Genomic DNA, 18,053 nt, shown 5'->3' with positions numbered 1-18,053 from the left:
CCTAAACGGACGAATTGCCGAAAAGACTTAGGTGACTAGGCGGCGGGGCTCCACCCCTTCCCATTCCGAACAGGGCCGTTAAGCCCGCCAGCGCCGATGGTACTGCTACACCAAGCGGGAGAGTAGGTGGTCGCCAAACTTACAGAAGCCTCGATCGAAAGATCGGGGCTTTTTTTATTCCATTAAGAGGCCCATCTATCTTTATTCCGTTGCAGCTTTTGCTAGAGAGACGCATTGTAAGGTGTTTGCTCGAATCCCTGTGGGCTAAAAATATCATATTAGAATTGCCTTAGATTTATTTTTGGCCCAAACAACCTCCGAAAACATTTGTTACTTGCTGCAGGATGACGGCAGTAGGGTATATGCATTATACCTTCTTATAATCGAAATGCTGACTGTTAAATGGGTGGCATCAGTATACTAAAGGGAGTAGAGTTCTCGTTCATTTAATAAACAACCAAACTATGAATTTTTTAGCATCACTACTACTATCGGCGATGCTCTCGGTGCCATCGTTTTGGGGTACCAATATGGAGCAGGCGCAGCAGCAGGCAAAGCAGGAGAGTAAGCTTATTCTTCTCAACTTTTCGGGATCGGATTGGTGTGGTCCGTGCATGAAGCTTCGACGGGATGTCTTCGATTCGGACGAGTTCTTGGCCTACGCCAAGGATAAGCTGGTTCTGGTTAACGCCGATTTTCCGCGTCAGAAAAAGAACAGGCTCGATGCCGAGCAGGTTAAGCGCAACGAGGCGCTTGCCGAAAAGTATAATACTAAAGGTACGTTTCCCTACACGCTGCTGCTCGATGCCAACGGTCGTGTGCTGAAGACATGGGAGGGAAATTCCGGCTTAACTCCAAGCCAGTTTATCGACGAGCTAAAGCAGAGGTAATGCCTATGGAGCATGACGCAATGCAGCCAAAGATGTTTAGCCGTGCGCTCAAGCTAATGGGCAATCGGTTTGAGTTAAGCGTGGTGAGCGATAATGAGGAGTGGGCCAACCTTCGTATAGATGAGGGTGTGGCCGAAATTCAGCGTATTGAGCGGCTGCTGACAACCTTTAGCGACGATAGCCAAACCAACCAGATTAACCAAATGGCAGGCGTACAGCCCGTGATGGTGGATAGGGAGGTGTTCGATCTGATATATCGCTCGATAAGGATCTCGGAGCTGACGCAGGGGGCGTTCGATATCACCTACGGATCGCTTGATAAGCGATTCTGGAACTTCGATACGAAGATGACTTCGCTGCCCGATAGGGAGCTGGCCCGAAAGTCGGTTTCGCTGATAAACTATCGCAACGTGGTGCTCGACGCCCAAGATTGTACCGTCTTCCTGAAGGAAAAGGGGATGCGCATTGGTTTTGGCGGTATCGGCAAGGGGTACGGCGCCGATAGGGCTAAGCTGGTGATGCAGCAGAACGGCGTTACCAGCGGCGTGGTGAATGCTTCGGGCGATCTGACGGTGTGGGGAGCACAGCCTAACGGCGATGCCTGGACTATTGGCGTTGCCGATCCGAATTTGGCTAACGAATCATTTTCATCATTTAAAATTACCAATGCTTCGGTAGCCACATCGGGAAGCTACGAGAAGTTTGCAATCGTTGATGGCAAGCGTTACTCGCACACCATCGATCCGAAGACTGGATTCCCGGTTTCGGGGATAAAGAGCGTGACGATTATCACCAAGTCGGCCGAGCTGGCCGATGCCATGGCCACTCCCGTTACGGTGATGGGGGTGGAGGTTGGCTTAAACCTTATTAACCAGATGAAGGATATCGCCTGCATAGTTGTTACCGACGATGATAGGCTTTACTGCTCACGTAATATCAACATCAAATGAAAGCAGCAAAAGGAAGGATATGGCTGGGCGTAGTGGCCCTTTTGGTCATGGTGCTCCCGTCGTGCGTTAGCGTGAAGGGGTATCAGAAGATGTACATCAACGACTCGGAGATGGAGCTCTCCACCCGCAAGGTGCAGCTCCTGGAGCAGAATGTGCTGATGTACCGCGAGGGGGCCTCGGGGGCCAACGGAGGTAAAACGGGTGGTGGCTGCGGCTGCAACTAGTAACAATTAAAGCAGGCAACGCTTATGAAGAAATTTACGCTTTCGCTGTTGGGATTGTACCTGTCGGCCTTAATGGCTTTTGGGCAGGCGGCTAAGGATACAAGCAGCTACAAGTCGACTCCCCTGAAAATTGATGAGGTGAACTTTGTGTCGGGCTACTACTCGCAGGATGGCAACCACTCGGCCGTTACCGGGGGCGTTGGCACCGAGAGCCTGACGAACTTCTCCAACGTGATCGACCTTACCATGAGCAAGCGCAGCAGCTACAAGCTCCACACCTTTGGGGTGCAGCTGGGCATCGATCACTACACATCGGCATCGTCGGATATGATTGATGGCTGGAAGGGCGGAACGCTGCCTGCCGGAGGCTGGACAAAGGGCGATGATGTTGTTAATCCCAACGCTAATCCGTCGCTACTAAAGAGCAGCACCATCTCGAGGGCCTCGGGTGGCTCTACGCCAAGCGTGCAGACGGGCGCATCGAACGCCATCTACTCGCGCGCCTCTAGGGCCGATAACCACATCTATCCATCGCTGAGCTACACCTACAAGAACGAGCTGAAGCGCTTCCAGCTGGGGGCTAACCTTGCCTACTCGCACGAGTTCGACTACGAGAGCCGGGGCGCCACGCTGTCGTTTGCCAAGTTCTCCAAGGACGAGAACCGCGAGCTTGCGGTTAAGCTATCGGCCTACCTCGACGAGTGGAAGGTGATTATCCCCAAGGAGTTGCGCGATAATGTGGACTACTCCTCGATAATTGGCTACAGCTACAAGGGGGTGGTGGGCTACAGGGGCATTGTCCCGTACGGGTCGGGGTCGGAGAGCGATCCGGGGCCGGTTGCCCACTCGCCGCGCAACTCGTTCAACGCCTCGTTTGTGCTGTCGCAGGTGGTGAACCCGCGCCTGCAGCTGGCCCTCCTGCTGGATGTGGCCTACCAGCACGGGCTGCTCGGCACCAGCTACCAGCGCGTATGGTTTAACGACAACTCGCTGCGCTACGAGAATCTGCCCGACAGCCGCTTTAAGCTGCCCGTGGGCATTAGGGGAAGCTACTTCTTGGGTGATAGGGTTATCCTGAAGGGCTTCTACCGCTACTACTGGGACAACTGGGGCATACGGGCCAATACCGCCGAGCTGGAGCTGCCCGTTAAGCTCACCCCGTTCCTCTCGCTGGCCCCCTTTGGGCGCTACTACCAGCAGTCGGCGGCCAAGTACTTTGCGCCGTATAAGCAGCACGCCATCGACGAGCCCTACTACACCAGCGACTACGACCTCTCGAAGTTCGACAGCCAGAGCTACGGGCTGAACCTGCGCTTCACCTCGGCCGATGGCATTCTGGGGATGAGGGTATTCAACGCGGTAGAGGTGCGCTACGGCCACTACAACCGCTCCGATGGCTTATACTCCAACATGATTGCCGTTTCGCTTAAGTTTAAGTAGCGTAGCGGCACGCAAAAGGGGCCCCGCCGCTAGCGACGGGGCCCCTTTCTATATTCTACGTGTTGCTATTCGTTGCTGGATGTCTCGGCGGGAGTGTTGTTCTCCGACTCCATGGCCTTCTTCGCCTTGGCCTCCTCCTCCGCCTTCTTTTCGGCCTCCCACTCCTCCTGCATCCTGTCGAGCTTCAGCTGGTGGGCTGCGATCGACTTGCTCGAGAACTCTTCTGGGGGAAGGTCGAGGTACTCTATCGGGAAGTCGTACTCCAGCATGTTCAGCAGCCGGTATACCTCATCCTCGAACTGGCCGTAGTCCTTGTAGAGGATGTAGCCGTACATGATGATGCCGTCGGGGCTTAGGTTGAGGATTTGCCGGCAGCTGGCCAGCAGCGAGTTTTGGATGATGTCGAGGTACTCCTTGCGGCAGTCGTTGTACAGATCGGCTTCCTCGGTGGCCTCGCGGATGTGCTCCTGGTAGTGTAGCTCGCACTGCTCGGGGGAGAGGTTGGGGATGCTCTCGAAGAACGAGCGCTCTAGCAGGTGCGGCTCCATGGGCATGCCGCACAGGTTGACTATCCCCTCGAAGTCGCTATGCTTGGTGCGGAAGTCTACGCCTAGGCGATCCTCCACCAGCAGCTTTAGCAGCGAGGGGAGGGTTTCGGTGTCGGCCATGGAGGCAATCTTGTCGATCTCCTCCAGCATTCGGGGGTGCAGGTCGGTGTCGAACGCCTCGTACTGCCCGAGGATAACCTCGCGTATGGGCGCCTTTACCTCGCGCCAGAAGCGGAGGCATACCTTGTTGAAGAACAGCTCGGCCTCCATTACTGCTTCGGATGGCTTAAGCTTGTTCTGGAAGGTGTAGTAGCGGAGGTTTTCGTCGTACCAGGCCTCGAAGGGCGTCATCTCCTCCTCGTCCTCTAGGGCGTCGTCATCGTCATCGTCGTCGTCGTCGAACATAGCAGCGCGTTTTGGTAGTTTGGGCGGTGGGTGCCTTGTGCGCCAACCGCTTGCCCAAATATAGCTATTTTGTGGTGCTGGAGGCAACTTCTTCGCCTAATCCGCTAGAAAGCCTAGCTGGAGCATGATGTCGCGGGTCATTTTGGCTAGCGGACGCTTACCCACATCCTTTTTGTCGATGTAGCTTCCGAGCACCAGCTGCCGTACCTCGTTGGGCGAGGTGAACAGCTCGGGGAACGACTCGCACAACTCCATAATCCGATCCTCGCTGTAGATGTGCTGCTTTAGGAATAGCTCGTGGCCGATGTCGTTGTGCTTTTCGTAGAGCTTTTCGAGGCCAAGTATTTCTTTCTGCTCTTTTAGATCAGTGTCAGGCGTTGTTGTAATTACCTTAAATGCATCAGGCTTGGTGTAGTCGGCCTTAGCATATTCTAACGAGAACTTAAATCCCTTATCTACATCTTTAATCTCCAACGGCGACTTGCCAAACTTTTTCGACTGCTTGCTAAGGTTGCAGCTACTGCAAACAGGAATTAGGTTAAATAACGAAAGGCATAAGTATGGGTACTTACTCTTTTCAAAGAAGTGGTCGATTTGACAGATCGTTTTCACAGATTCGCTACGTACTGTAGAATAGATAAACGTTCTGTTACAATACGGACAGACAGTAATACCCAACAGTTCTACTAAATCTGGGAAGTTATACATTCGAATACTATTTTTCCTTTTAACATCTCGCGTACGAAACAGCTCATACTTTTGAATCAAACGGCCTTTTCGAGTTAATTCATTACCTTTTTTCTCAGGTGAACTATCGATCCCTATTTCCTTCGCTATTTCTCTTAACGTCGGAACATCACCAATTAGTAGGTCTTCAATTGAAAACTTGCTTGCGTGGCATTTAAGTAAAGACTCTAGTTCACTTAATGTCTTATTCTTTTTGAGAAACTCTAAAATGGATTCTAGATAATTCTTTACGATTGCATCCGTATAGTGCTGCCTAATTGGTATCATCTCTTCTTGCTTTAAGTGCCACCAACTCCTTTTCTAGCGCTTCAATTCTATCCTCGACGTTGAAGTGGAACTTCTGGTTGTACTGCTTTAGCAGCATCTCTCTTACTAAGGGTTCGCCTACTTGCCCGATGATAAAACGAATCTCCGTCTTCCTTTCCTTCGTTATTTCTCCTTTCCCTCTCAAGTCTTTAATCACATCCCCAATTTTACCTTCGGCAAACTTTCCCATAACCCCATCCATAAAGAAGGAGTTGCGGTAGAGGCTATGTATGTTGGCGCCAAAGGTGCGGTCCATATCTTTGGGATCGCATACTTTGCAACAAGGTTTACCTTTCTCGTCTTCTTTCGTATTTAAGAATATTACGTTTTCGCGAGGAAGATCGGAAACGACGATTGGGGAGTGAGACGTAATAATGATATGGTGATTGTCTTTTTTGCCCAGAAGCGAGAAGAACCAACGAAACCTATCAACTAATGATTTTTGCCATTCGGGGTGTAACGAAGTGTCTGGCTCATCGAAGATGCAGGTCGTAAAAATGCTTTTTGCCTTTTTGTGCTCATGCCAAATGCGTGCAAATAATGAGATCAGGGAGGCCTCCCCATCGCTTATGTCATTCCAGTAAATAATAGGTCTTATGCTATATGCCCAATTTTTTAAGGTTCGCTTTTCTTCCTTGTCCTCAATAAATAAGAGAACTTCTTTATTGAAACTGTCAATGTTGAATTTAAATGTTAATTCAAATATAGAAGATCTCTCATCTCTATCGTTTGATGAAATCGGTATGACAAATATGCTGCTGTTTATGCATTCATCTAATAATTGCGAATAATCATTGAATCCGGTATTTATATTGAACTCATCATTGAGGTTTCTTTCCAATTCTGGGTAACTAGCGATTCCTCTTTCTTTGTAGTTCGTGGATGCTAGCAGTGCAAAGTACAGGTATTTTACGATGTCTTCTTTTTGTATTGTGCCATGTTGTCTATATTTTAATAGTCCGTATTCAGGACTTTGTATTAAATCAAGTCGATCTATGTATGAATCCTCAAATGAGAATAGCACTTGGATATAGAATTTATCTGGGCATGCGAATGGTATCAATTTATTTTCCTTACTTATCCTCCTAATATGTGAGAAAAATTCTATCTGCTTTTTCTTATCAAGAAGATGAAATGCTGTTAATGAGGGATTGGTTGAATTATGATCTTTCGATTTTCCTAGTTCAAATGCGCTAGGATGACCAGAGGTTTCGAGTAAAAAGTTTGAGGAGATATTGGCAGTAAAGGAATTGTTAACAGGTCTCTTTTGATTGGAATTTATCGAAGTTGAGTAGTATAAAATATTGTGTGGATTATTTCCTTTCTCGTTTACGTAAAATCCATCTAAAACATCTTTTGTTTTGACCATCTTGTCATCCTGCATAATGCAGTCTCTTAGTGCATGGCTGCAAAAATGGTGGTGCTGCTCATCTTTATCTTGTGTAATAAGGATGTAATTGCGGATTAGCTCAGGGGCAATTTCTTCTGTTCCCCATCCGTCTCTAGTAATAATAAAGTCAATCAAGCTACTCTTCCCACTCCCATTCTTCCCAACAATAGCCGTAATGTTGCTAATGTTTTCTCCAAAGAAATTATCGGGGTAGTTGGGGTTAATGGGGGCGTGGGTTAGGGTTCCTCCTGTAACGGGGCCCTCTTTTTCGTTGGGTTCGAAATGGAATTTGTGCTTGGGCGAAAAGTTAAAGCCCTGTCTTTTTATGTTGTTGTACTCCTCTATCCAAACGTATAGCAGCTCCATGGTGGGTTGTTTAAGGCGTTAGGTAATGATTTTGCGATTTTTTCGGCCCTAAATATCGATAAAAAGTGGGCTGGTTGTTCACATTCCCTCCGAATGGTTGGCGAAAAGGAGCGGAGCCAATCTTGTTCGGTGACAAATCCTCCAAAAAAACTTTTTGAGCCATTTGTTTGCCAGCAAATCCTCCAAAAAAAGTTTTTAGGCTATTTGTTGGCCGACAAATCCCTCAAAAAATTTTTTAGTCCATTTGTTCGGCGATAAATCCTTCAAAAAAAGTTTTGTGCTATTTATTTGCCAGCAAATTCTCCCAAAAAAACTTTTGAACCATTTGTCGGTGGTCGGGAATGGCGTAGAGACTATTGTAGGGCATTTGGGGGGCTTGTCTGTCCGAAAAATGGCCAGCTGGCAGCGCCACGCTTTTAAGAACTATAGCTTACACGGGAAGCAAATTTTTACTTTTCGTAATAATAAATTGCAAAACATGTTTGGAGTTAATGTTTAATCGTATATATTAGCACTTGCAAATACAAACTAACAATAAATAACGTAAAGATGATTGAGCCAACGATGTTTCGACGCTACTCTCTAGAGGAGAAGCAGACCTTCACAGAGGAAACCATTCGTGCCGTAGATCCAGAGCTTGGTAAGTTACCCGAATACTCGGCTCTGGTGGCTCAGGTGAAAACCGATTATTCGAATATGATGAAGACCACCGAAGGATTGAACCATCCTGAGCTTACCAAGGTGGTAAACGATGGCGACAACCTTCGCGATGGCGGTATTGGTGGCCTTAGGGGCAATGCCAAACGAAGCCTAAACCGTACCGACCCCAAGTGGGTAGCTGCAGGAACTGTAATTCTGCAGGCATTCCACGATTTTGGCGAGGGGATGGCCTCTCTTGCAATTGCCAAGGAAACCGCAGCCGTGGGTAGGTTTCTAGCCGAGGTGGATAGAAATCCGGTGCTCCGTGCAGCCATCACCACCATTCAGTCGGATGCGTGGCTTCAGGATATGCGCGATGGCCAGCATATGGTGGAATCCGCTGTCGATCAGCGTGGGGTAGAAAGAGCCGCTGATGCGCTACCCTCTACCGTAGAGGCAGCCATGCCGCTGGTGGCCAGCATCGATAAACTGTTCCGCTATATCAACATGAAGCTGGAGTTTGATCCAAAGCCCGAGCTGGTGGCCCTGTCGAACCGGCTTAACGAGATCATCGCCCGCTACAAGCAGGTGGTTAAGCTGCGGCAGACGCTCCGCGAGCAGGAAAAGGATAAGAAGGACGACAAAAAGGACGATAAGGTAGAGGAAAAGAAATAGGAAATCCTGCCGTGAGGCAGCTCTTCATTGGTTGGTAATTTTGTTTTTTTTTAAAGGTTAGCTGAAGGGGGAGCGTGGTTAGGCCCCCCTTCTACTTCTAGGATTATTAGCATCGATTAGGTTGTCCTGCCGGGAGGCAGTTTCTATATGTGATACGTGATAATTAAGGTTAACTGTTGAGGATGCTGTGCTAGCGCGCAGCATCCCTTTTTTTGTGCGTGCGCCAGGCGGCTGCCCCTCAAAATGTGCGGCGCCGCTAGGAACTGAGCAAGAAAAAGCTACCTTTGGGGCATCCGCTCGGATGCATTAAATTTAACAGAATAGCTATGAAAAGATACCTATACGTTCTGCTGCTGGGTGCCTCTATGGCAGCCTCGTGCGCCAAGGATGGCAGCTCGCCGTCGGGATTTGGAACCGAATCGGGGATGCAGGCCAAGGATATTGTAGGAACTTGGACCTTTGAGACCCCTAAGGACGAAGATATTGTGGTGAAGGCTACGAGTGACGACTTTACAAAATTGGTAAAACAAGATCTTACCACCATGATGAATGGGGGCGTTCTTTCCTACATAATGTTCGATATTACCTTCGACGGCAGCCAGTACTGCTCGGCCGTAAACAACGCAACCGACCCCAAGGCTCGCTACCAGGGCGCGTACATCGTTAGTGGCGGTCGCCTGAATGCGGTGCTGAACTCCCCCAAAGATAATAAGTCCATTTACGGGAAGCTCGAAATGTCGGCCGACTCCACGCGCTACCTTGTCTTCGATAAGGATGCCTACATCGAGTCCTGGGCGCAGCAGCTTAAGAGCCAAGATCCCACGGGAACAGTCTCTGATCTTACCAAAAAGGCTGTGGAGCTGATGCGCACCTCCATCACCGAGCTCCGGTACCCCGTAAAGCTGGTGAGGAAGGATATTCAGTAGCCGCTTGGTGTAATGATTTTTCGGGGGGAGCCTATACGGTTCCCCCTTTTTTATGCGCCTTGGCGTGGTAGGCGAGGGAGTAAAAAAATGCTCTATAACGTTTTAGGTGGGTAATGTCCTCTTTTCATCTCGCTATTCAACCGCTTCACGGTTGTGATAATGCTGTACGCTGTTTCCCCGCATTGCATGCGGGGCTATTAAAATTCAATCTAAGTGCCATTGCATGATTGAAACTGTTTATCCCCTCCTTAGGAGGGGGCAGGGGGTGGGTTTACTTTTTCAAATCAACATTTTTCTTTACTTAGCGTTCTTAACCCACCCCTACCCCTCCCAAGGAGGGGATAACGAGCATGAATATGTATTTGAGTTTTGAGGAAAAGACTTAGCTTGACGGCTATGCAGGAGGGGTTGAATATATTCTCTGAGAAACGGGCTAGCTCATCGCTAATACCCACCCGATAGGACAAAAAAATCCCCATCTGACTTTCAGATGGGGATTTTCTTATTTCGATTACTCCTTAATCAGCTTTTTGTACTTCACGCGGTGGGGCGTCACATCGCCGAGGCGCTTCTTCTTGTTCTCCTCGTAGTCGGTGTAGCCACCCTCGAAGAACACCACCTGCGAGTCGCCCTCGAAGGCAAGAATGTGCGTAGCGATACGGTCGAGGAACCAGCGGTCGTGCGAGATTACCACGGCGCAGCCGGCAAATCCTTCGAGACCTTCCTCCAGCGCACGGAGCGTGTTAACGTCGATATCGTTGGTAGGCTCGTCGAGCAGCAGCACGTTGGCCTCCTCCTTCAGCGTTAGCGCCAGGTGCAGGCGGTTGCGCTCGCCACCCGAAAGGTTCTTTACGAGTTTCTCCTGATCGGAACCCGAGAAGTTGAAGCGCGATACGTAGGCGCGGGCGTTTACCGAGCGGCCACCGAGCATCATCAGCTCGTTGCCCTCCGAGATTACGTTGTACACGCTCTTTTCGGGATCGATGCTCTTGTGCATCTGGTCGGCGTACCCAACCTTAACGGTGTCGCCCACCGAGAAGGTGCCGCTATCGGGCGTCTCCAGCCCCATGACAAGCTTGAAGAGGGTGGTCTTACCAACTCCGTTGGGGCCAATAACCCCTACGATGCCGGCAGGTGGGAGCGAGAAGGTGAGGTTCTCGAACAGCACCTTGTCGCCGTACGCCTTGCTCACGCCCTGCACGTCGATAACGTGGTTGCCCAAGCGAGGCCCGTTGGGGATAAACATTTCGAGCTTCTCCTCCTTCTCCTTGCTATCCTCGTTAAGCATTTTGTCGTAGGCCGAAAGGCGGGCCTTGCTCTTTGCCTGACGGGCCTTGGGCGCCATGCGCACCCACTCGAGCTCGCGCTCTAGGGTTTTGCGGCGCTTGCTTTCGGTCTTCTCCTCCTGGGCTAGGCGCTTGCTCTTCTGGTCGAGCCAGCTGCTGTAGTTGCCCTTCCAGGGGATACCTTCGCCACGGTCGAGCTCGAGGATCCATCCGGCGGCGTTGTCGAGGAAGTAGCGGTCGTGGGTAACGGCGATAACCGTTCCCTTGTACTGCTGAAGGTGCATCTCCAGCCACTGGATGCTCTCGGCATCGAGGTGGTTGGTGGGCTCGTCGAGCAGCAGCACGTCGGGTTGCTGGAGCAGCAGGCGGCACAGGGCCACGCGGCGGCGCTCACCTCCCGAAAGAACACCAACCACCTGGTCGGGTTCGGGGCAGCGAAGCGCATCCATGGCGCGCTCGAGCATGCTGTCGAGCTCCCAGCCGTTCACGTGGTCGATCTGCTCGGTAAGCTCGCCCTGGCGCTCGATGAGCTTGTTCATCTCGTCGTCGCTCATGGGCTCCATAAACTTGGCGTTTACCGCCTCGTACTCTGCCAGCAAATCGACAACGGGCTGCACACCCTCCATAACGATTTCCTTCACCGTTTTGCTATCGTCGAGCTTCGGTTCCTGCTCCAGGTAGCCAACGCTGTATCCGGGCGAGAAAACCACATCGCCCTGTATGGATTTGTCCAATCCGGCGATAATGCGTAGCAACGTAGACTTACCCGAGCCGTTCAACCCGATGATGCCGATCTTGGCACCGTAGAAGAACGACAGGTAGATGTTGTTCAGAATCTTTTTGTTGTTGTGCGGGAGCACCTTGCTCACCCCAACCATCGAGAAGATAATTTTTTTGTCGTCGGACATATATAAGTTAGATATTAAGCTTTTGTATTAGACGCTAGATGTTAGATATTAGAAGTTAGATATTAGATGAGGATGTGTAAGCCTTTGTGCGATGCTATGTCCTATGTCTATTATCTAAAGTCTAAAATCTAAATTCTAAAGTCTCCCTCTAGTATCTGGCAATACGCTCTATATCCCAGCGGGTAAAGCCGCCCTTTTGGATTTTGTTTGCCTTGTGATCTCCGTAAAAGTAGAGCTTCGCATCGTCAGTTCCAAATAGCATCTTGAAGCAGCGGCCATTCTCCTTCCCTTTGGGGTAAACCATGTATCCTACAACGGTATTGGGGGTGTGCTGCTCAACGGCTTTGATGATTTCCTCGCGCGATACGAAGCGGATGTCGTTCTTGTTCTTCTTTTCCATGCGCTCTTGGGTTACGCCAGGGGCAACGTCATCCTTGCATATCAGGATTGTTTTGTTTGCCAGCTCCTCCACGTTCTTGTTGTAGAATCGGAGGCTTTCCTCTAGTATGCCGGGGTTCATCTTAAGGTTCTGAATGTGCAGCTGAAGGAAGTTAAGCATGGTTGGCAGCATGTACATGTTGTCGAAGGCCTCTTCGAGCGTAGTGGAAAAGGGGATGAATCCCAGGTCGGGCATGTCGGAGTAGGTTGCCGCATTACCACCCACCGACAGGGCTAAGTAGTAGTAGGGCGATTCGCGCTTGTCGTTGCTGTAGCGGACTTCGGTTATCCCAAGGAAGGAATTCTTGGCATCCGTTCTTAGGTTCTCGAACTCGGTAGAGTCTACGTACTTTACTGGGGTAACCTTCCAGTACTTGGTGAGGTTATCCTTAAGGCTGATATCTACCATTTTGTTCTCGTTAAATATCAGAACGGAGGTAGTCGATTTAAAAAAGCGTTCAACGTCGGCCGATGTAGCCTTTTTGCCTTGGGCTAAAGCTGATAGCGAAAGCACGAGGGTAAATGCAATAAGTCCTATTTTCTTCATTTTCATTTGAGTTGGTTGCAGTGACAAATGTAAAAAGGATTTTAGAATAGTAAGTTTTATTCATCTTAATTAAGCGAGTAGGAAAAATCCCCATTCGTGATTCTAGGCAATAAAAAAGAGAACGATAGATTGGCGAAACCCAACTATCGTTCTCCTATACATTAGCGGTAGTGGCTACTATTTTTTTGACAGCTTCTTAAGGTCGGATTCAAGCATCCCATCGGGCTTCGATCCGGAAATGTGGTGCATGTCGAAGTAGTACAGTAGGCCATCGGATGCGCTGAAAACCATCTTGTAGACGCGCTCTTGCATACGTTGTCCTTCAGGGCCAACCTTGTGGATGAACATTACGTTCTCATCCTTTTTAGCAATGGCATCCTCAATATCTTCTGGATTAACCACCTTCACAGGGAAGGGGTAAGCCTTACGCTGCTTGGTGATATCGCGCATATCCTTTTCAAGATCTTTCTCTACAACCCAAAGCTCCTTCTGTTTTACTTTAGGTGCATTATTGTTGTAGTCGTCGAGCATGTCAGACTTGAGCAGCTTAGGATCGGCCTTGAGCGCAAGGATGTGCTGCTGGAAAAAGCGTAGGAATGCCTCTAGCTTGTAGAAGTAGGAGGCATCTCCATTCTTGGAGTAGGCAACAGGAATGCTGATTACCTCTGGCATATCGGTAACCTTGCTGGTTGCCGAACCGTTCATGGCGCAAAAGTGGGTGTAGTTAATAGAGAGGTTTTCCTCGGGGTACTTAAAGTCAACCAACACCAAAAACGACTTGTCGCGGTCTTTACGCATTTGCTCGAACTGCGCCGAGGAGATAAACTCAAACTTGGTAAGAGTCCAGTTCGCAGCCATCGCCTCCTTAATCTTTAGGTTGAACGAGCTAATTTGGTTCGACTCCAGCACCACATAGGTTGTGTTCTTCAAGAACGTGTTCACGTCATCTGTCGTAGGCTTGTACCTTCCGGCAAAAAGCGACGTACTCAGAAAACCCAACAAAACAGCCAGTAATGTTCTTTTCATGATTATTCCCTTTAAAAAAAATGTTCTGTAAAATTAAACTTTAGCGCCTATCTACAAAAACAAAAATGCCATTAGCGTGAAAAATGGGTGCAGAACTAATATCTAACGTTGAATTAATGCGGAGGAAATGCTAATAATTGAGAATTTCTGTTATTTTCGGGGCGCTAATTATATGTAGAATTATGAAACTTGTCAACGAAGAAGATTTAATGAGAGCAGCGAACCTACAAGGTTTAGGTGGCGAAGGTATTGCTAAGCTGCTAATGTTCGTCTTGGGCTTTAACAAGGTAAACGATATTTACTCGAAAATTGGAGATAATAGGGGGCTCGACTTTATAAATAGCCTACTCGAGGAGCTTGGCATTAGATACGAAATTAATCCCGAGGAGCTGAAAAGAATCCCTCAAGGTGGATTTATCACCGTTTCGAACCATCCATTTGGAGGTATTGATGGCATTCTGCTGATGCTTCTCATATTGGAGCATCGTCCCGACTTTAAGGTGATGGTGAACTTCCTTCTGCAAAAGATTAAGCCGATCGAAGATTTCTGCCTACCCGTAAATCCTTTTGAGAATAAGAAGTCGATAAACTCCAGCTTGGCAGGTATAAAATGCGCCATCAAGCATGTTAAGGATGGTAATGGATTGGGAGTTTTCCCCGCCGGTGAAGTTTCGGCATTCAACCAGAGCCTCTTTAACGTAGCCGATAAGCAGTGGAACGATTCTATTATGAAGCTTATTAAGGGTGCCGAAGTTCCTGTTGTTCCCATTTACTTCCATGGCAGCAACTCTAACTTGTTCCACCTTCTGGGGATGGTGCATCCTATGCTGCGTACGGTGAGACTCCCTTCGGAATTGTTCAACAAGAAGAACAAAACAATAAAGATTCGCATCGGCAATCCTATTTCTGTAGAGGAGCAACGCGAGTTTAAGGGTAGCGACATCTCGCGTTATACCCGTTACTTGAGAGCCAAAACATACGCGCTCAGCTCGCCAATTAACGATAGCGAGGTGAAGAAGTTCTTTAAACCTCGCATTGTCAAGAAGACAGCGGTAGAGGCGGTTGTTGCACCTGTCGATCCTGAAGTTGTACAGGCAGAAGTTGCTGCGCTGAAAAATGAATACCTGCTTTTTACCAGCAAGAACTATTCGGTGATCTGTGCCCCTTCGGTAGAGATGCCTAATCTCATAACCGAAATTGGTCGTCTGCGTGAGCTTACCTTCCGCGAAGTTGGCGAAGGAACTAACCAAAAGATCGATATCGACGAATTTGACCTTTACTACAACCAGCTCTTTATTTGGGATGATGAGGCTAATGCTATTGTTGGCGCATATCGTGTTGGCAAAGGTCAGGAGATTATGGATCGTTACGGGAAGAAGGGCTTCTACATTCAATCCCTGTTCAAGATTAGCGACGAGTTTGCACCCGTACTCAACCAAAGCATAGAGCTGGGACGTTCGTTTATAGTAACGGACTACCAAAGAAAGCCGCTTCCTCTGTTCCTGCTATGGAAGGGGATTCTTTACTTCCTGCTCAAGCATCCCGAGTACCGATACCTCATAGGCCCCGTTAGCGTGAGCAACCGCTACTCCTCGTTCTCGAAGAAGCTTATAGTGAACTTTCTGAAGGAAAACCACTACGACTACGAGATGGCGAAGTACGTTAAGCCTCGGAATCGGTTTAAGGCTAAATACGATAATATCGATTCGGAGATTGTCGTTCAGCAGGCTAATGCCGATATCAACAAAATAGATAAGTTTATCAGCGACGTGGAGTCGGAAGACTACCGTATGCCGGTGCTGCTTAAAAAGTACACCAAGTTGGGTGGAAAGATCATCAGCCTAAACGTCGATCCTCTTTTCAACGATTGTCTCGATGGTCTGCTAGTTCTCGATCTTTTCAATGTTCCTTATGATGTAATCACCTCGCTATCTAAGGAGATTAACGACAAAACAATACTTGAAAGGTTTAATCAAACCGACTATGCATTTGAGGAATAGATAGCCTCATCGCATTAAAGTAACGAAGGGCAATTCTAATGAGTTGCCCTTTTTCTGTGTTGGGATTATAAAAAAGGGGGATTAACCGCACTGGTAATCCCCCTTTTAGTCTCAATATTGATTTCTCTTTTTCTCTTACTTCTTTCCTGCCTTATATCCTGCAATTCCATAGTAGAAAATTGCAACAAACGATAGGATACTTAGGAAAAATGCTGCATTAGGCATGCCGTTTTGGTTAAATATGCCCCAAATCACAGGGTAAACAGCGCCACCAACTACGGCAAGCATCATCCAGCCTGCAGCCTTTTTGGTGTATGAACCAAGACCGTCCATTGCCAAAGGCCATACGGCAGGCCAAACCAGCGAGCAGGAGAAGCCCATTGCTGCAAATATTAGGATCTTAACAGGAACCATTAGTGTGGTTTGCTCTAATCCTACAAGGTTAATAAAAGGGAAGGTAACCGTTACATCGGCAGGAACAAGTAACCCTGCAATTGATAGGATTATGCCAGAACCAGCGCAAAGAGCCAGCGCCTTCGATTGAGAAAGATACTTAGGAATAAATACAATCCCGCAGATATAGCCGATAATAAGGCCGTATGAAGCGAGTGCATTGTAGAATTTAGTGTGAACTTCTGCCATGTTGAAGGCTTCACCCATTGCCTTGCTTTGTCCCATTACCATTGTCTCGATACCCACGTAAAGGAATAGCGTTAGCACACCAAGAATAAGGTATGGGTAGTCGGTTAGCTTGCCTTCTACCTTCTCTTCGTCGGTTGATGATGAGCCGCTAGTGTTTTCGATTTCTGGCATCTTAACGAATAGCAGAATAACGGCAGCCGCAACGAATACAATGGTTATCCATACGTAGGTAGAGCTGATCTGTGAAAGCTTATCATCCTGAGTAGCGGTAGGGGAAAAGGTAATTGCCGATGCAAGGATGATAGGAGCAAGACCACCTGCAAACTTGTTCATGATGCCCATGAAGCTGATGCGGCGAGCCGCACTTTCGATGGGACCAAGAATGGTAATGTAGGGGTTAACGGCTGCTTGGGTCATTGTATTTCCAACTCCAGTTACGAAAAGTGCACCTAGGAAAAAGAAGAACGACTTGTAGATGGCTGCCGGAATAAATAGGAATGATCCGAGGGCGATGAAAAATAATCCTACCGACATTCCTCGCTTGTACCCAACTTTAGTAACAACCCACGCTGATGCGTTTGCCGAAGCGAGGGTGGCTATGAAAAAGGCAAAGAATACCATTTGAGATTGCCATCCCCCTTTGGGAAGGTTGAAGGTGTTCTCAAGGATTCCGTTTAATCCGCCAGTTGCAAAAGTGACGAATCCAAAAACGGCAAAAAGCATAGCTACGACCGTAAACGGTACGAAGTTGCTGCCGACTTTTTTAGTGGTTGCGGACATTTCTGGTGTTTTTTAAGGTTATCTTTTGTTTGCTTGCGAATGTACTTTTTTTGGCATTAATAGCATACTACCATTCTATTTTTAAAACAAAAGTGAAATTTACTGTATAATAGTGAATTTAAAATTCTGCGTTACGGCGTATCTCAATTGTTTTATTTTGTATTTTTCGTTCCCGTTTTTGACAAGGAAAATAAGCGCGATAAGGACTTCGTTTCGCATAAGCTGATTATTTACTCGTCAGCCTAAACCTTTGAGCAACAAAAGAAACAGAATGATAATTACAAAAGTATTAGAGAAGATCGAAAAGCCAGACCTAGAGCTGGTTTCGCAAACGTTGGATTGGGAAATCTCGTCTTTTAAAATAGAACAGGTAAACTGGGAGGCATTCTCCTACAAGCCTCGTGTTACCCTTAGGTTAGGCTACAATGAGTACGAACTTTTCTTGAAATATAAGGTTCGAGAGCAATCAGTAAAGGCTGCGGTCTCGGAGAATAACGGGAAAGTATGGGAGGATAGCTGTGTCGAGATGTTTATTTCGCCTCTGCGAAACATGGATTACTATAATTTGGAGGTCTCTTGCATCGGGAAGAAGCTGCTAGGGCTTCACAAGAAGGGAGCGGAGTCGGTAAGAGCCGAAAATAGCATACTTTCATCTATCAGGGTGCTTTCGTCGTTGGGTAGTAAGCCTTTTTCGGAGAAGCAGGGCGAAACAGAGTGGAACATAACCATTGCCATCCCATTCAAGGTCTTCTGGAACGATCACTTCTCGCCAAAGTCGGGTGATAGGGTTGTGGCTAACTTCTATAAGTGTGGCGATAAATTGGCAACCCCGCATTACCTGTCGTGGCAAAAGATAGACGCTGTTAAGCCAAATTTTCATTTACCTCAGTTCTTTGGCGAGCTAGAGTTTGAATAGAGCC

General features: G+C 48.1%; 15 protein-coding genes and 1 rRNA gene. 9 read left to right on the top strand and 7 right to left on the bottom strand.

Annotation, left to right across the window (positions count from 1 at the left end):
- Nucleotides 1–27: 27 nt before the first annotated feature.
- The 5 genes from rrf (at nt 28) to ACHZA1_RS02920 (ending at nt 3,504) form a co-directional block, all read left to right on the top strand.
- A 5S ribosomal RNA gene (rrf, locus tag ACHZA1_RS02940) occupies nt 28–139 on the top strand.
- A 325-nt stretch (nt 140–464) separates the two neighbouring features.
- Nucleotides 465–890: a thioredoxin family protein gene (locus ACHZA1_RS02935; RefSeq protein ID WP_320053744.1), complete on the top strand. Its 426-nt coding sequence runs from the start codon at nt 465–467 to the stop codon at nt 888–890.
- A gap of 5 nt (nt 891–895) precedes the next feature.
- Nucleotides 896–1,840, top strand: a complete 945-nt coding sequence (locus tag ACHZA1_RS02930; RefSeq protein WP_320053743.1) for an FAD:protein FMN transferase — start codon at nt 896–898, stop codon at nt 1,838–1,840.
- The gene (locus ACHZA1_RS02925; protein WP_320053742.1) at nt 1,837–2,064 is read left to right on the top strand and encodes a DUF4266 domain-containing protein; all 228 of its coding nucleotides are present in this window, start codon (nt 1,837–1,839) and stop codon (nt 2,062–2,064) included. Before ACHZA1_RS02930 ends, ACHZA1_RS02925 begins: the two co-directional genes overlap by 4 nt.
- 24 nt (nt 2,065–2,088) lie before the next feature.
- Nucleotides 2,089–3,504 carry a DUF3570 domain-containing protein gene (locus ACHZA1_RS02920; RefSeq protein ID WP_320053741.1) on the top strand — a complete coding sequence of 472 codons (1,416 nt, stop codon included), beginning with the start codon at nt 2,089–2,091 and terminating at the stop codon, nt 3,502–3,504.
- 65 nt (nt 3,505–3,569) lie between these two features.
- On the opposite strand, the gene ACHZA1_RS02915 is transcribed toward ACHZA1_RS02920, so the two are convergent.
- From ACHZA1_RS02915 to ACHZA1_RS02905, 3 genes are all read right to left on the bottom strand, one after another.
- The gene (locus tag ACHZA1_RS02915) at nt 3,570–4,457 is read right to left on the bottom strand and encodes a hypothetical protein (RefSeq protein WP_320053740.1); all 888 of its coding nucleotides are present in this window, start codon (nt 4,455–4,457) and stop codon (nt 3,570–3,572) included.
- 96 nt (nt 4,458–4,553) lie between these two features.
- A complete protein-coding gene (locus tag ACHZA1_RS02910; protein ID WP_320053739.1) occupies nt 4,554–5,069 on the bottom strand; it encodes a hypothetical protein in 516 nt (171 codons plus the stop codon).
- 388 nt (nt 5,070–5,457) lie between these two features.
- Complete coding sequence (locus tag ACHZA1_RS02905) at nt 5,458–7,266, bottom strand: AAA family ATPase (protein ID WP_320053738.1); 1,809 nt, start codon at nt 7,264–7,266, stop codon at nt 5,458–5,460.
- A 549-nt stretch (nt 7,267–7,815) separates the two neighbouring features.
- On the opposite strand from ACHZA1_RS02905, the gene ACHZA1_RS02900 reads away from it, so the two are divergent.
- Together ACHZA1_RS02900 and ACHZA1_RS02895 are read left to right on the top strand one after the other, a co-directional pair.
- Nucleotides 7,816–8,580, top strand: a complete 765-nt coding sequence (locus ACHZA1_RS02900; protein ID WP_320053737.1) for a DUF6261 family protein — start codon at nt 7,816–7,818, stop codon at nt 8,578–8,580.
- 326 nt (nt 8,581–8,906) lie between these two features.
- A complete protein-coding gene (locus ACHZA1_RS02895; RefSeq protein ID WP_320053736.1) occupies nt 8,907–9,506 on the top strand; it encodes a hypothetical protein in 600 nt (199 codons plus the stop codon).
- 511 nt (nt 9,507–10,017) lie between these two features.
- On the opposite strand, the gene ettA is transcribed toward ACHZA1_RS02895, so the two are convergent.
- The 3 genes from ettA to ACHZA1_RS02880 all read right to left on the bottom strand — a co-directional run bounded on the left by ettA (nt 10,018) and on the right by ACHZA1_RS02880 (nt 13,711).
- Nucleotides 10,018–11,700, bottom strand: a complete 1,683-nt coding sequence (gene ettA, locus ACHZA1_RS02890; protein WP_320053735.1) for an energy-dependent translational throttle protein EttA — start codon at nt 11,698–11,700, stop codon at nt 10,018–10,020.
- Between the two features lie 148 nt (nt 11,701–11,848).
- Entirely contained in the window at nt 11,849–12,685 is an 837-nt protein-coding gene (locus tag ACHZA1_RS02885) for a hypothetical protein (protein ID WP_320053734.1), read from the bottom strand.
- 177 nt (nt 12,686–12,862) lie between these two features.
- Nucleotides 12,863–13,711: a hypothetical protein gene (locus tag ACHZA1_RS02880; protein WP_320053733.1), complete on the bottom strand. Its 849-nt coding sequence runs from the start codon at nt 13,709–13,711 to the stop codon at nt 12,863–12,865.
- Between the two features lie 182 nt (nt 13,712–13,893).
- Between ACHZA1_RS02880 and ACHZA1_RS02875 the strand changes: the two genes are divergently transcribed.
- Nucleotides 13,894–15,711: a lysophospholipid acyltransferase family protein gene (locus ACHZA1_RS02875; protein WP_320053732.1), complete on the top strand. Its 1,818-nt coding sequence runs from the start codon at nt 13,894–13,896 to the stop codon at nt 15,709–15,711.
- Between the two features lie 135 nt (nt 15,712–15,846).
- Here the strand turns inward: ACHZA1_RS02875 and ACHZA1_RS02870 are convergent, their stop codons facing one another.
- Nucleotides 15,847–17,133, bottom strand: coding sequence for an MFS transporter (locus tag ACHZA1_RS02870; RefSeq protein ID WP_320053731.1), 1,287 nt, complete (start codon nt 17,131–17,133; stop codon nt 15,847–15,849).
- A 271-nt stretch (nt 17,134–17,404) separates the two neighbouring features.
- On the opposite strand from ACHZA1_RS02870, the gene ACHZA1_RS02865 reads away from it, so the two are divergent.
- Complete coding sequence (locus ACHZA1_RS02865) at nt 17,405–18,049, top strand: carbohydrate-binding family 9-like protein (RefSeq protein ID WP_320053730.1); 645 nt, start codon at nt 17,405–17,407, stop codon at nt 18,047–18,049.
- The last annotated feature ends 4 nt before the right edge of the window (nt 18,050–18,053 follow it).

It is taken from the genome of uncultured Acetobacteroides sp. (assembly GCF_963667355.2).
Classification (GTDB): Bacteria; Bacteroidota; Bacteroidia; order Bacteroidales; family ZOR0009; genus Acetobacteroides.
Note: the sequence above shows the minus strand (reverse complement) of the source record. Positions and strands in the feature narration are given on the sequence as shown.

Coding starts and splice junctions, on each gene's coding strand:
- ACHZA1_RS02935 (WP_320053744.1), top strand. CDS start 465: ATGAATTTTTTAGCATCACTACTACTATCGGCGATGCTCTCGGTGCCA.
- ACHZA1_RS02930 (WP_320053743.1), top strand. CDS start 896: ATGGAGCATGACGCAATGCAGCCAAAGATGTTTAGCCGTGCGCTCAAG.
- ACHZA1_RS02925 (WP_320053742.1), top strand. CDS start 1,837: ATGAAAGCAGCAAAAGGAAGGATATGGCTGGGCGTAGTGGCCCTTTTG.
- ACHZA1_RS02920 (WP_320053741.1), top strand. CDS start 2,089: ATGAAGAAATTTACGCTTTCGCTGTTGGGATTGTACCTGTCGGCCTTA.
- ACHZA1_RS02915 (WP_320053740.1), bottom strand. CDS start 4,457: ATGTTCGACGACGACGACGATGACGATGACGACGCCCTAGAGGACGAG.
- ACHZA1_RS02905 (WP_320053738.1), bottom strand. CDS start 7,266: ATGGAGCTGCTATACGTTTGGATAGAGGAGTACAACAACATAAAAAGA.
- ACHZA1_RS02900 (WP_320053737.1), top strand. CDS start 7,816: ATGATTGAGCCAACGATGTTTCGACGCTACTCTCTAGAGGAGAAGCAG.
- ACHZA1_RS02895 (WP_320053736.1), top strand. CDS start 8,907: ATGAAAAGATACCTATACGTTCTGCTGCTGGGTGCCTCTATGGCAGCC.
- ettA (WP_320053735.1), bottom strand. CDS start 11,700: ATGTCCGACGACAAAAAAATTATCTTCTCGATGGTTGGGGTGAGCAAG.
- ACHZA1_RS02885 (WP_320053734.1), bottom strand. CDS start 12,685: ATGAAGAAAATAGGACTTATTGCATTTACCCTCGTGCTTTCGCTATCA.
- ACHZA1_RS02880 (WP_320053733.1), bottom strand. CDS start 13,711: ATGAAAAGAACATTACTGGCTGTTTTGTTGGGTTTTCTGAGTACGTCG.
- ACHZA1_RS02875 (WP_320053732.1), top strand. CDS start 13,894: ATGAAACTTGTCAACGAAGAAGATTTAATGAGAGCAGCGAACCTACAA.
- ACHZA1_RS02870 (WP_320053731.1), bottom strand. CDS start 17,133: ATGTCCGCAACCACTAAAAAAGTCGGCAGCAACTTCGTACCGTTTACG.
- ACHZA1_RS02865 (WP_320053730.1), top strand. CDS start 17,405: ATGATAATTACAAAAGTATTAGAGAAGATCGAAAAGCCAGACCTAGAG.